The sequence below is a fragment of the Mucilaginibacter sabulilitoris genome (assembly GCF_034262375.1).
GTDB classification, from domain to species: domain Bacteria; phylum Bacteroidota; class Bacteroidia; order Sphingobacteriales; family Sphingobacteriaceae; genus Mucilaginibacter; species Mucilaginibacter sabulilitoris.
Map to the genome: position 1 here is coordinate 6,839,359 of NZ_CP139558.1, position 12,757 is coordinate 6,852,115.

A 12,757-nucleotide genomic window follows, 5' to 3' on the forward strand; every position below is an offset into this window, starting at 1 on the left:
TCTTTTAAGTATTATGAAAAGTACTTTACAGGACTTTGTATAAGCGCCTATTATTATACAGTTGGTGGATTATCTTTTGCGCTATCATCATTCTTGGTAAAGCTTTCGTCTTTATTCAGGGTATCATCTTTAATCTCTTCTTTAGTATCGGCATTTTGCCAGTTTTCCCGTTCCCAGGGTTTTCTTCTGTTTCCGGAAGCCATAATGGCAAAACCTACAATCACCAAAATTGCAGGCCACAACTTGCCCAGGTGCCATAGCCTGAATATATGTAATTCATGAAGCAGGAAAGACCCGCCAATAAATATCAATATTACGCCAATAATAAGCCCGGCATTAGTTGCTCCTTGTTTTTTAACCGGACTTCCCGGCATTGGGGGTACATTACCGGTAAACGGATTAAAGGGCTCCTGCGGCGGCACCCTATAATCAACATGAGGGTTAAAAGGGCTGTAATCCTTTCTGGGCAACACTATCCATAAAACTATATAAACCATGAAGCCGGTACCCATAAATATAAACGTAAGCAAAAACAAGGCACGTACTATAGCAATGTCCATATCGAAATAGTCGGCCAGGCCTGCGCAAACACCGCCTAAAACCTTTCGGTGTTCATCGCGATAAAGTTTCTTTTCCATAATTTATAAGTGTTAATTTATGGTTCAAATGTGCTAACAACATTGCTTTTAGCGTAATACTTTTAGGTGAATATAACCAAACTTTCGGTAAAGTACCTGAAAACACCGACGAACGAATGCGCTTTTAGCCCATTATTTTTTATACACCGGTAAAAACAAATCGCATTGTTCCGTCAGGCAGCTAAATGAGCTGCAAGCCACATAAATGAGCGCGATGTTTCTATAAATAAATTATCCCGAATTGTTTATTATAACTGGCCCGGTGCAGGTTTAATGATTATTTCGTCTACATTGGCGCCGGGGCTCATTTTGTATATGTTGATAATTGCCGATGCAATATCTTCCGGCAATACCATGGTGTCCTTATCAACAACCGCGTCTTTCCAGGAATCTGTTAACGTGGAGCCCGGAATTATGGCAGTTACTTTTACACCGTGTTCCTGCATTTCGAGCCTCATCACTTTTGTCAGCCCTAACAGCGCATATTTGGTTACACTGTATGCGCCGGCCTGGGCTATAGGGTTTAAGGAAGCTACAGAGCATATATTAAAAAAGTGCCCTTTACGTGCGGCTATCATGGTTTTACCAAAATATCGGTATAGTTCATAAGTTGGCATGAGGTTGGTATTTACCTGTTTTTCAAACACCTCATCGCTCTCGTTCAATATACTTGCGGGTATAAACATACCCAGGCTGTTTACAATTACATCAATAAAGCCCAATTCATGCTCGGCATCAGCAGCAAATTTTAGCAGTTCGGCTTTTTTACTGCCATCGGTTACCTGCGTAAAAACTTTAATTTCAGGATTGATATCAAGCAGCTCTTCTTTAAATTTTAATAATTCTTTCTCATTCCGTGAACAAATTGCCACGTTTATTCCTTCATTAGCAAAGGAAATAGAAATTGCACGGCCCATGCCTTTTGTTGCGCCTGTAATAAGAGCGTTCTTCATAATGGTGATACTGTGTGTTTTTATAATTATTCTTTTTTAAAACAGCCCCAAAAAAATGGAGCTGATTTTTTTTGATGCGGGTTGAAGCTTTATTTGGCCAATTTACGTATGCAGTAATAAATAAGCTTATAAAAATGCATATTTATATAATCATTCAATAATAGCGACGGTTAAAGCTTAATTTAAAAATGTAATTTTAGCCACTTTTTAATACTTAACAATGTTCCAAAGTTTAGGAAAATACATACTTCTGCTGCGGTTAAGCTTCAGAAAGCCTGAAAAGTTTAGTGTTTACTGGAAAGAGGTAATGCGCGAGATGGTTTCGGTGGGTATAGGCTCACTGGGCATCATTGCCGTTATTTCGGTATTCATAGGTGCTGTAGCAACCATACAAACCGCGTTTCAGCTCGTGAGCGACTTTATTCCGAAAACAATTGTCGGCGGCATCACCCGCGATTCAACCATCCTGGAATTTAGCCCCACTATTTCGGCATTGGTGCTGGCAGGTCGTGTAGGTTCAAGCATGGCGTCGCAAATTGGCACCATGCGCGTAACCGAACAGATCGACGCTTTGGAAATCATGGGTGTTAACGCTCCCGGCTATTTGATATCGCCCAAAATTATAGCCGGTGTAAGCATGGTCCCTTTATTGGTTATTGTATCGGTAATTTTAGGTTTAACGGGCGGTTACATAGCCTGTGCCGCATCAAACGATGTTTCAACAGCCGATTATGTAACCGGTTTAACAGATGGGTTTAACCCGCTTATTGTTACCGTTTGCGCTGTTAAAGCTATATTCTTCGGATTCATTATTACTTCTATCTGCTCATATCAGGGCTTTTATACCAACGGTGGGTCGCTTGAAGTTGGGCAGTCGGCAACACGCGGCGTTGTTTGGAGCTGTATCATGATACTATTCGTGGACCTGATCATTTCACGCCTGCTACTATGATTGAAATTAAAGACATCTACAAAACATTTGGCGATAACGAAGTACTGAAAGGTATAAGCGCAATTTTTAAACCCGGCAAAAATAACCTGATCATCGGCGGTTCCGGATCTGGCAAAACCACCCTGCTTAAATGTATTGTTGGTTTACATGACCCAACCAAAGGCGACGTGATTTTTGATGGCGAAAACTTTACTGACATGGATTTTGAACAACGGGTTCCTATCCGAACCAAAATCGGGATGCTTTTTCAAAACTCGGCCTTGTTTGACTCTATGACAGTTGAAGAGAACATTATGTTCCCACTTAACCTGTTCACCACCCAGTCAAAAGCCGAAAAACTCGACCGGGCCAATTTTTGCCTGGAACGGGTTAATCTTGCCGGTAAAAATAAACTATATCCATCCGAACTATCGGGCGGCATGAAAAAACGCGTAGGGATTGCCCGCGCCATATCCATGCAACCAAAATACCTGTTTGTGGATGAACCCAACTCGGGCCTCGATCCAAAAACTTCTATTCTGATTGATGAACTTATCAATGAGCTTACCGAAGAGTATGAAATAACAACTGTAGTGGTTACGCATGATATGAACTCCGTAATGGGTATTGGCGATCATATTTTGTTTTTACATCAAGGTAAAAAATGGTGGGAAGGCAGCAACAAAGAAATTGCCCACACCGATAACCAGGAACTGAACGACTTTGTATTTGCCAGTAAATTTATGCAGGCAGCAAAAGCTAAGCTTTGATTGGTGACGGGGAGCGAGGTTCGAGTGACCAGATTATCTGCGGCGTAAAGGATTTTGTTATATTTGCGCCGTTTAAGTCCGGCCACCGGCATCACGCACCCCGAAGCAGAAAAAAAGATGATCCAACTATTAACCCCAACGCACTGGAAAGATTACGAGCTGATTGATTGCGGCGATTTTGAAAAGCTGGAGCGCTTTGGCAATATTATACTTATAAGGCCCGAACCGCAGGCGGTTTGGAGCAAGCAATTGCCCCCATCTGAATGGCAGCGTTTACACCATATTAAATTTAAGGGCCGCTCTGCAACCGCGGGCGACTGGATAAAGAAAGACCAGAAAACACCCGACCGCTGGCATATTGAATACAAAAACAAGGATGCTGCCATTAAGTTCAGACTGGGGCTAACGTCATTTAAACATCTTGGTATTTTCCCGGAACAGGCCGTTAACTGGGACTACATTACCCAAAACATTAAAAAGTTTAAAACCCCGCAACCCAAAGTGCTTAACCTGTTTGCCTATACCGGCGGCGCATCGTTAATTGCACAGGCAGCAGGCGCCGATACCACGCACGTTGATTCGATAAAACAGGTGGTTACCTGGGCCAACGAAAACCAGGAAATATCCGGTTTGAGCAACATTCGCTGGGTAGTTGAAGACGCTCTAAAGTTTGTGAAACGTGAGCTGAAGCGTGGCAAAAAATATAACGGCATTATTCTTGATCCACCCGCTTATGGCAACGGTCCTAACGGTGAAAAGTGGAAATTGGAAGACAATATCAACGAAATGATGGCCGATGTAATTCAGCTGCTTGACCCTGAAGAGCATTTCCTGATCCTGAATACATACTCACTTGGTTTTTCATCAGTAATTATTGAAAACCTTATTAAAAGCGCTTTCCCTAAAGTGCAGAACCTGGAAATTGGGGAGCTTTACCTGCAAGCTACCGCCGGATCTAAACTACCGCTCGGCGTTTTCGGAAAATTCTTTAAAACAAGTTCATAGTTTAAGTATGGTTAAAAGGCTGTTTTATACTTTACTAATGCTGCTTGTGTGCGGTGTTTGTTATGGTCAGCAGCATTTTGACATCATCCTTAAAAACGGTAAAATAATTGATGGCGCCGGCAATCCGTGGTTTTACGGCGATATAGGTATTAATAAAGATAAGATTGTAAGCATAGGCGATCTTTCTAAAAGCAAAGCCGATAAAACCATTGATGCTACCAGTTTAATTATTGCTCCCGGTTTTATTGATGTGCATACCCACATTGAGGGCGATGAAAAGAAAACCCCCAGTGCCGATAACTTTATTTATGATGGTGTTACTACCGTAATTACCGGTAATTGCGGAAGCTCCAACATCAATATAGCCCAATATTTTAAACAACTGGAAAGCATTAAGCTATCGGTAAACGTGGCCACCCTCATAGGCCATAACGATGTACGCGAGGCTGTTTTAGGCAAAGCCGCTGTAACGCCCAATGAAAAACAGCTGCAAAAAATGCAGGCCATTGTAGAGCAGGCCATGCGAGATGGCGCAGTAGGTTTTTCAACCGGTTTAATTTACACGCCCGGTTTGTACTCCAAAACGCCCGAGGTTGTTGCCCTGGCAAAGGCAGCCGCCAAATACCATGGGGTTTATACCTCGCACATGCGTAACGAAACGGATAAAATATTTGATGCCATTGCCGAGGCTATTGATATTGGCAGACAAGCCAATATACCGGTAGAGATATCGCATTTTAAGGTTGGTTTACCCAACTGGAACTGCTCGGCCGATATGATAGCCATGGTTGAAAAGGCAAGGCAGGAAGGTTTGGATGTAACGGTTGACCAATACCCCTACACAGCCAGCAGCACCACTTTAAATGTACTACTGCCCGACTGGCTGCAGGATGGCGGTCATGACTCGGTGTTGAAACGATTGAACAACCCGCTCATCCATCAAAAGGTGGTTGCCGAAATGATAACGGATATGAAAAGGCGTACCCGTGAGCATTTTGATTATGCGGTGGTGGCCCATTGCGATGGCGATCCATCTATCAACGGAAAAAACATTATGCAGATCAATATTGATAAAGGTCGCCCGTCAACCATCCCCAATGAAATTGAAACCATTTTAAATATCACCAAAATTGGCAGCGCCTCAATGGTATTTCATGGATTAAATGAGGTTGATGTAGAACGCATACTGCAATACCCGCTTACTATGGTCGCGTCCGATTCAGGCATCCGTTTATTTGGCGCCGGGGTACCGCATCCGCGCGGTTATGGCAGCAATGCCCGAGTGCTGGCTTATTATGTACGTGAAAAAAATATTATCAGGCTTGAGGACGCGGTGCGGAAAATGACCTCACTGCCCGCACAAAAATTCCACCTTACCAACCGGGGCTTATTACAGCCCGGTATGTTTGCAGATATTGTTATCTTTGACGCCAACACGGTTAAGGACCAGTCGACCTTTGAACATCCCCACGCCTATTCAACAGGGTTTAAGTATGTTTTGGTAAACGGGAATATAACTGTTGATAATTTTAAACACATTGGTACCAGAAAAGGTGTTATTTTGCACGGCCCCGGATATCAACAGAAATAATTAATAATTAACAAGTTAGAGCGCACTATTAACCCGGCGAATAAAACACGCAAATTATCTCACCATTATAATGAAACATTTTTTCCTTTCGGCTTCGGTCCTTTTATTATCCATTACGCTTCTTACCAATTGCAATCAAAGTAACAGTGCCAGCAAGCCAGGCAGTAAAGAAACAGCAAAGGCTGATTCGGCCAAAGGCGAAACTGAAGACACGCTTAGCGAAGTAAAATCAAGCTATCCTCCTTTGGATAAAAAGCTTTATGATTCTTTACTGGTATTTAATGCCCATGGCGATACTACCGGCAGATGGCCGGTTAAAAATACGCCATACCCTTTAAACGGCGCTATTTTACCGTTTAAACGTGTGGTAGCTTTTTATGGTAACCTATACTCCAAAAGGATGGGTATTTTAGGCGAACTACCACCAAATGAAATGCTGGCCAAATTAAAAGGTGAAGTAAAACATTGGGAAAAAGCCGATCCGAAAACACCGGTACAGCCTGCGTTGCATTATATTGCTGTAGTGGCCCAGGGCGATGGAGGTAAAGATGGCAAATTCCGTTACCGCATGCCGTTTAAACAGATTGACAGCGTTTTGGTACTGGCTAAAAAAGCTCATGCTATTGTATTTTTAGATGTGCAGGTAGCCCTGAGCAATATACAGGCTGAGTTACCATTGCTTGAAAAATACCTGGCCATGCCACAGGTACACTTTGGAATGGACCCTGAGTTTTCGATGAAAGATGGTACCAAACCCGGTAAAAAAATAGGCACCTATGATGCTGCCGATGTTAACTATGTATCTGGTTACTTAGCCGGTCTGGTTAAAAAACACAACCTGCCCCCCAAAATTTTAGTGGTACACCGCTTTACCAAAAAGATGGTTACCAACTATAAGAACATCAAACTACGGAAAGAGGTACAAGTAGTAATGGATATGGACGGATGGGGCGAGCCCGATCTGAAAACCGGTACTTACCGTTACTTTATAAACCAGGAGCCGGTTCAGTTCACAGGCTTTAAGCTATTCTATAAAAACGACATTAAAAAGAAACCATTCCACATGCTAACGCCTGAGGAGGTTTTATCAAGATACAAACCATATCCTATTTATATACAGTACCAATAAGTAGTTTTGAGTTAGGAGTGATGAGTTTTGAGTTTTTGCCTGCGGGTAATACTCCAGACTCATCACTTTTGCGTTAACAGAAACTCAAAACTCATCACTTAAAACTCGTTACTCAAATGATCAAGTGGGGAATAATAGGTTGCGGGCGCATTGCCCATAGGTTTATGCAGGGCCTTCATGACGTGGCCGATACCAGATTGGTATCGTCATGGTCAAGACGGCCCTTTACCGTTAATGCCTTTGTTGAACAATATGGTGGTATAGCCTGTGACAGTGTTGATGAGCTGCTGGCCAGCGATATTGACGCGGTTTACATTGCCACCCTGCCCGATAGCCATGCTGCTTACAGCATAACAGCATTAAAAGCTGGTAAACATGTACTTTGCGAGAAACCGGTAACCGTAAACCTGCCCGAACTGGAACAAGTGATTACTGTGGCCAAAGATTGCAATCTGCTTTTTATGGAAGGCATGAAACCGGCATTTTATCCATTATATCTCCATTTAAAAGAACATTTGGCTCTTGACCCTATTGGCCCGGCGGGTTATGTGCGTGCAGAATCCTCGGTAGCTGATTGCCCGCCCGAACACCCTAACTATAACCTTGAACTGGCAGGCGGCGGGCTTATGCAGATTGGTATATATGAAGCCTTTTTAGCTGTAGACTGGCTTGGAGAATTGCAGGATGTACAGGCCATGGGTCGGTTTGGCCAAACCGGGATAGATATGTTTACCGTATTTCAAACACTGCATACCGGGGGCTATTCCCAACTCTATGCCGGTTTTGACCTGCACGGCAAAGGCGACGCATTGATAGCAGGTCCGCTGGGCCATATCACCATCCATAAAAACTGGTGGAATCCCGCTCGAGCGACCATTAACTATCTTGATGGCCGTACCGTTGAACTTGATGAACCATTTACAGCTGGGGGCTTAAACTACGAGATAGCGCATTTTTGTAACCTGGTAAAATCGGGCCAAACAGAAAGCCCTATCATCAGCCATCAAATGTCGAAACAAATGATAGATCTTATTGACAGGGCCCGCGCGGAGATAGGATTAAAGTTTCCTTCCGAAAAATAAAATATTTTACAGTTTATTAGAATTAAGCACCGGATTTTGGCTGGCGTTAACCTGGTAGGTGTAAATAGCGTTTTGCGCATCAACCTCCACTATACGGTATCCTTTATACTCAGTTCCCCAATCCCCGCCAATGTGCGAGTCAAAGAAATGCGGGAATTTGTTGCCTGTATAACGTATGCCATCCAACAGGTGATCATGCCCGTGGAAAGTGGCTTTCACATTTGGATAGCTGTGCAGCAGATCGATAGTCTCCGGGCAATCGACAAAGAAGTCGTCCTTTTGCCATTTATAAGGCGCGATGTGTAATATCACAAAAACTATCTTTTTATTGGCAAACTTATCAAGTGATGCTTTAATAAAAGTATTATCAGGGCAAAGGTAAGTTCCTTTGGTATCGGCGGTATTAGCCAGCACAAAGCCAATGTCGCCAAACTCTACGGTGTATTTATCTTCGTAACCAAAGTTCTTTTGCCAAACGGTAGCATCAGCAAAATCATGATTCCCCGGAATGGTGTGGTATGGAACGCTTAGCTTATCCAGGTATTTGGATTTTATTTCGGGCAGCAGGTCTGGGCGGTTATGCACCAGGTCGCCGTTAACAATTACCATGTCCAGATGATTTTGAGCGTGATCGGCATTCAGCCATTTAACCATGTTACCAGTATTCAGTGCATAGTCTGTTCCCGGTTGTCCGTAATGAATATCAGATGCCAGTGCAAAACGAAGTTTTGGTTTGGCTTTGCTATAGCGCTGGTAATCATTATTAACGTTTGCAAAAGTGTTAACAGCAGGCAACAAGGTTAAAGCTGCAATACCGGTTAAGCCGGCCCCAATAAATTCTCTGCGGGTAGTCATGTAGTAATTTTTCCGTAAAGTTAAGATGAAGGTGTTAAATCAGGGTTAAGGGTGGATGGATAATTGGAATAATATCCTCACAAAAATTGTCATCCTGAGGTACGAAGGATCTATTGCTGATAGAAAGGGTTCATGAATAGATTCTTCGCTCCGCTCAGAATGACAGGTTGGTTTGTAATCTTCTACCTCAGCCCTCTCCCCTTTAAATACTTCACCAACGCCGCCGGATGATCGGTTTGTAAGCCGGTTAAGCCTATGACCAATGCTTTGTCCCAGTCTGCGGGGCCTTCACCCGCGCTTTGGATATCGGGCCAAACAGGTATGTTTTTGTCTGCTGCAAATTTCACCATTCCTGCATCGTACTGTTTGTAGGTGCCGTCCAGGATATCAGGTTGGTATTTATTAATAAAATCGTCCATTCCTGCTACGGTTTTGACGCTATCGGGCAGACTGAGCATCAGGGGCATTTTGGGGGCAGCTTTACGCCAGCCCTCGAACTGTTCGGTACTGTTAATGTAAACAAGCACCTGCTTTTCCATACCATGCTGTTTTATCATTTGGTAAGCCAGTATCGGATCAGCTGCCTTAAAATCAAGATAGATATTGATCTTATTTTTACACAGCTTTAATATCTGCTTAAATGTAGGTATCCGATGAATTTCTGTTGATGCAGTGTCCTTGCTTTTTACCCTTAAGTGTTCAAGTTCCGCGAGGGTTAGGTCCTTAACCAGGCCGCTGCCGTTGGTCATTCGGTTAACGCTGGCATCATGCATGCTGATCAGTTCGCCATCCTTTGTGGTTCGCAGGTCTATCTCTACATAATCGGCCTCATTTTTTACGGCTTCCTGATAAGCGGCAAGTGTATTTTCGGGGTATACCACGTGATCGCCCCGATGGGCCGCTATTATAAATTTATGCTTTGATACAGGAGCAGGGTTGGTTACATAAGCATCCAACCCTGCAAATAAGGCAATTGCTGCTATTATTGCTAAGCGCATTATCTTAAAATTAAGCCTATAATTATTTACCCATAACGCTCCCTATAGCGTCACCAACTTCATGGCCCGCCGCTGCCTTAAAATCGAACCCTAACAATTTAGCTATGGTTTGGGCAAGCTGTTTGTGATATGTGGTTACGTCTGATTTCATTTCGCCCGAAGCAGGTGTATCGGGACCTAAAACAGCAAACCAGGTTTGCTCTGAATGAAGTACGTCTTTACCATGATCACGCCATTTTATAAAGGGCTCATCTCCCCTGCCATGGTCGCAGGTAACAATAAGGGTGGTCTTGTTTTTATAAGCCGGATCGGTTTGTACAAACTGCCATAGTTGTTTGATGTAATCGTCTTCCTGGCGAATGCGGTCCAGATAAAATTTATAATTTCCGGCATGTGCCATATCATCAGGTTCGTCAAAAGCTACATAAAACGCGCGTGGTTTAAACTGCTTCATATAAGTTTTTGCAAACTCAAATGTTAAATAATCAATACGGGTGGAGTCGCCCAGGAAATGAGGACCTTCGTTTTGTATCTCATTTAAAAATGTTAAACGGTCATTAATACCGGGTACGGTCAGCTTCATGTAACCAGAGTTGTTAATTATACCTGAGCGCGGTGTGTTCAGGATCTGCGTAAACCGTTCCCATGACGAAAAAGCAGCCACTTTGTGTTCGAAGCCCTTTTGCTTATTCAAAAACTCCAACACATTCATATTGGGATTGGTGATCGCATCGTTAGTGTTCATCCTCGGGTCAGGAAACCCAGTCATGATTTCGTTATAGCCGGGATATGAAAAATGATACGGATTGGCTACTTCATCTTTACTGCCTTTATCGCGGTTGCCATATAACTGCCCCTGCTGTACCAGTGCCGACCAAAAAAAAGGCATCAGCATTTTGCGGCGTTCATCGGCCGATGACGCCCAATAATTTTTGCGCACTTCTTCTTTGTCATTTGTTTCTTTTGAATCGATCAGCACCGAATCGGCGCCTCTGAAAACTTCCTGCCAGCGTAAGCCATCGATGGTTACAATAATTACATTTTCGGTTTTATGCTGCTGGGCAAATAATACTGAAAACGTACCGGCAAGCATGAGCGTTAAAATTATTTTTTTCATAGCTTTTTTGTTTAACCCGACAAAGGCTTCCCGGTGTACCGGGAAGCCTTATCAAAATTTAGTTTTAGTTTGTTATTGCAGTATCCACATTTTGCCGTTTATATCATCCTTGCCCCCAAACTGGCTGGCTAATGCTTTATTATAATTATCAGCATTTACAGTTCTTTCTGATGTTGGGTACTCAAAACGCAGCGCTATACGGCTACCATTACCTGTACCCGGGCCGGTTGTAAAATCAGGCACCCCGGTACGGCGGTAAGTAAAGTATGATTCTAAACCCGAATGACGGAACAACGCCAGGTACCTTTGCTGTAATATTTGAGTACGGCCTGTAGCGCCGCCGGCATATTTTACCAAAGGCTGTGCATAATAGGTATTCCAGTTTACGTTGACCTGGTAAGTGTTATAACTGGTTTGATCAGTAGTACCTTTTGTTGCGCCCGGACGATAAAAGTATACGGTAAATGTACCGGTGCCTGTAGGTATGGTATAAGAATCAAAAGATGCCTGTATACCTTTAACGTAATATGCTTCGGCATCGCCTGATGCCCAGCCCAGGTTAATACCTTCGGCAATATTAAACATCAGCTCGGCATAACCTATTTGTACGCTTGGTTCACCAGTATAGGTTGAATAAAAATGCTTGCGGTTTAAAAACGAGTAACGTTGCAAAGTGGCGTTATTGTACATTACACCAAGGTCAAGCCCCGCATCGGCACCAACAAATGAATTAAAATCGGTAGGGCTTTGCTTTAAGGTATCTACCCTGTAACGCGAAGGCTCGGCAGTAACAAATACCCTTGGATCTTTCAATTGAGTAAGCAGGCCAACATAAGTAGCCGACATGTTTTGCCTTGAACCATTTTGCCCAAAATTGTTCGGGTTTGTAGGGTAATAGTTGTTTGGCGAAACGAAAGTGTATTGCAGGTTATCGGCATTGTTAGCCATCAATGGATATTTGGTTGGATTACCAATGATATTGGCGAATTGCGTTTTAACATCAATATCAGCTGTTTTTTTGCTTAAAGCTATTAACAACCTGATACGGAAGGTATTCACTGTTTTTTGCCATTTTGAAAGATCATTGTTAAAGTAAATATCGTTGGTTAATGATGAGCCCACACCAGAACCTCCAACAGTTGGATCTTTGATCAGTTGGGTAAGATCAGCGTTAGCACTTTCGAGCCACGCAAATGCCTGTACCATAACCGCCTTTTGGGTATCATATGCAGGGGTTAAGTTGTCAAGACCTTTTAACGCTTCGGTCATCGGGATATCGCCTTCTTCCAAACTCATTTTAGTGAAAAAATAAGCCCTAAAAAATTTACCTAATGCTTCATAAGGGTTAACAGCCGCACCGCCCGAGGCTGCTGCCTGTTTTTCCATATCCAGTACATTTTTAATAGTACTGTAATAATTGTCGCCACCGTTGGCTAACGCGTCATAACGATTATTTCCGTAATAATCATAGTTATACAGGTAGTACTGGCAATAGATCTCATTATTGGTTTGAGGGAGATCGGCGATTTTATTCAATATACCGTTAAATAACAGCGACGCCGGAACCGTGCTGGGCACGTTATTGTTTTGGGTTAGCTCCTGAAAGCTCTTTTTACAACCTGTTACTGCCAATACCATAAATACTGGCAGCATATAGTTAACAAATATCTTTTTCATAATTATTCAAT

12 protein-coding genes are annotated in these 12,757 nt (G+C 42.9%); 6 read left to right on the forward strand and 6 right to left on the reverse strand.

What is annotated here, in order from left to right; genetic code table 11:
• Positions 1–53 precede the first annotated feature (53 nt).
• Positions 54–638 (reverse strand): PspC domain-containing protein, encoded by a 585-nt coding sequence (locus SNE25_RS28910; protein ID WP_321562480.1) that lies wholly within the window; start codon positions 636–638, stop codon positions 54–56.
• Between the two features lie 248 nt (positions 639–886).
• A complete protein-coding gene (locus tag SNE25_RS28915) occupies positions 887–1,591 on the reverse strand; it encodes an SDR family oxidoreductase (protein ID WP_321562481.1) in 705 nt (234 codons plus the stop codon).
• A 220-nt stretch (positions 1,592–1,811) separates the two neighbouring features.
• Between SNE25_RS28915 and SNE25_RS28920 the strand changes: the two genes are divergently transcribed.
• From SNE25_RS28920 to SNE25_RS28945, 6 genes are all read left to right on the forward strand, one after another.
• Positions 1,812–2,543: an MlaE family ABC transporter permease gene (locus SNE25_RS28920; protein ID WP_321562482.1), complete on the forward strand. Its 732-nt coding sequence runs from the start codon at positions 1,812–1,814 to the stop codon at positions 2,541–2,543.
• The gene (locus SNE25_RS28925; RefSeq protein WP_321562483.1) at positions 2,540–3,292 is read left to right on the forward strand and encodes an ABC transporter ATP-binding protein; all 753 of its coding nucleotides are present in this window, start codon (positions 2,540–2,542) and stop codon (positions 3,290–3,292) included. The genes SNE25_RS28920 and SNE25_RS28925 overlap by 4 nt, the downstream gene beginning before the upstream one ends.
• A 117-nt stretch (positions 3,293–3,409) precedes the next feature.
• A complete protein-coding gene (locus tag SNE25_RS28930; RefSeq protein WP_321562484.1) occupies positions 3,410–4,297 on the forward strand; it encodes a class I SAM-dependent methyltransferase in 888 nt (295 codons plus the stop codon).
• Positions 4,298–4,304: 7 nt separating this feature from the next.
• Positions 4,305–5,888 (forward strand): N-acyl-D-amino-acid deacylase family protein, encoded by a 1,584-nt coding sequence (locus SNE25_RS28935; RefSeq protein ID WP_321562485.1) that lies wholly within the window; start codon positions 4,305–4,307, stop codon positions 5,886–5,888.
• Positions 5,889–5,958: 70 nt separating this feature from the next.
• On the forward strand, positions 5,959–7,017 hold the full coding sequence (locus tag SNE25_RS28940; RefSeq protein ID WP_321562486.1) for a hypothetical protein: 1,059 nt from the start codon (positions 5,959–5,961) through the stop codon (positions 7,015–7,017).
• 116 nt (positions 7,018–7,133) lie between these two features.
• On the forward strand, positions 7,134–8,099 hold the full coding sequence (locus SNE25_RS28945) for a Gfo/Idh/MocA family protein (RefSeq protein WP_321562487.1): 966 nt from the start codon (positions 7,134–7,136) through the stop codon (positions 8,097–8,099).
• 6 nt (positions 8,100–8,105) lie between these two features.
• On the opposite strand, the gene SNE25_RS28950 is transcribed toward SNE25_RS28945, so the two are convergent.
• The 4 genes from SNE25_RS28950 to SNE25_RS28965 all read right to left on the reverse strand — a co-directional run bounded on the left by SNE25_RS28950 (position 8,106) and on the right by SNE25_RS28965 (position 12,746).
• Positions 8,106–8,954, reverse strand: a complete 849-nt coding sequence (locus SNE25_RS28950) for a metallophosphoesterase family protein (RefSeq protein WP_321562488.1) — start codon at positions 8,952–8,954, stop codon at positions 8,106–8,108.
• Between the two features lie 182 nt (positions 8,955–9,136).
• Positions 9,137–9,952 carry a glycerophosphodiester phosphodiesterase family protein gene (locus SNE25_RS28955; RefSeq protein ID WP_321562489.1) on the reverse strand — a complete coding sequence of 272 codons (816 nt, stop codon included), beginning with the start codon at positions 9,950–9,952 and terminating at the stop codon, positions 9,137–9,139.
• Between the two features lie 22 nt (positions 9,953–9,974).
• Positions 9,975–11,069 carry an alkaline phosphatase family protein gene (locus tag SNE25_RS28960; protein WP_321562490.1) on the reverse strand — a complete coding sequence of 365 codons (1,095 nt, stop codon included), beginning with the start codon at positions 11,067–11,069 and terminating at the stop codon, positions 9,975–9,977.
• Positions 11,070–11,141: 72 nt separating this feature from the next.
• Positions 11,142–12,746, reverse strand: a complete 1,605-nt coding sequence (locus SNE25_RS28965) for a SusD/RagB family nutrient-binding outer membrane lipoprotein (RefSeq protein ID WP_321562491.1) — start codon at positions 12,744–12,746, stop codon at positions 11,142–11,144.
• Positions 12,747–12,757: the final 11 nt, after the last annotated feature.

Coding starts and splice junctions, on each gene's coding strand:
- SNE25_RS28910 (WP_321562480.1), bottom strand. CDS start 638: ATGGAAAAGAAACTTTATCGCGATGAACACCGAAAGGTTTTAGGCGGT.
- SNE25_RS28915 (WP_321562481.1), bottom strand. CDS start 1,591: ATGAAGAACGCTCTTATTACAGGCGCAACAAAAGGCATGGGCCGTGCA.
- SNE25_RS28920 (WP_321562482.1), top strand. CDS start 1,812: ATGTTCCAAAGTTTAGGAAAATACATACTTCTGCTGCGGTTAAGCTTC.
- SNE25_RS28925 (WP_321562483.1), top strand. CDS start 2,540: ATGATTGAAATTAAAGACATCTACAAAACATTTGGCGATAACGAAGTA.
- SNE25_RS28930 (WP_321562484.1), top strand. CDS start 3,410: ATGATCCAACTATTAACCCCAACGCACTGGAAAGATTACGAGCTGATT.
- SNE25_RS28935 (WP_321562485.1), top strand. CDS start 4,305: ATGGTTAAAAGGCTGTTTTATACTTTACTAATGCTGCTTGTGTGCGGT.
- SNE25_RS28940 (WP_321562486.1), top strand. CDS start 5,959: ATGAAACATTTTTTCCTTTCGGCTTCGGTCCTTTTATTATCCATTACG.
- SNE25_RS28945 (WP_321562487.1), top strand. CDS start 7,134: ATGATCAAGTGGGGAATAATAGGTTGCGGGCGCATTGCCCATAGGTTT.
- SNE25_RS28950 (WP_321562488.1), bottom strand. CDS start 8,954: ATGACTACCCGCAGAGAATTTATTGGGGCCGGCTTAACCGGTATTGCA.
- SNE25_RS28955 (WP_321562489.1), bottom strand. CDS start 9,952: ATGCGCTTAGCAATAATAGCAGCAATTGCCTTATTTGCAGGGTTGGAT.
- SNE25_RS28960 (WP_321562490.1), bottom strand. CDS start 11,069: ATGAAAAAAATAATTTTAACGCTCATGCTTGCCGGTACGTTTTCAGTA.
- SNE25_RS28965 (WP_321562491.1), bottom strand. CDS start 12,746: ATGAAAAAGATATTTGTTAACTATATGCTGCCAGTATTTATGGTATTG.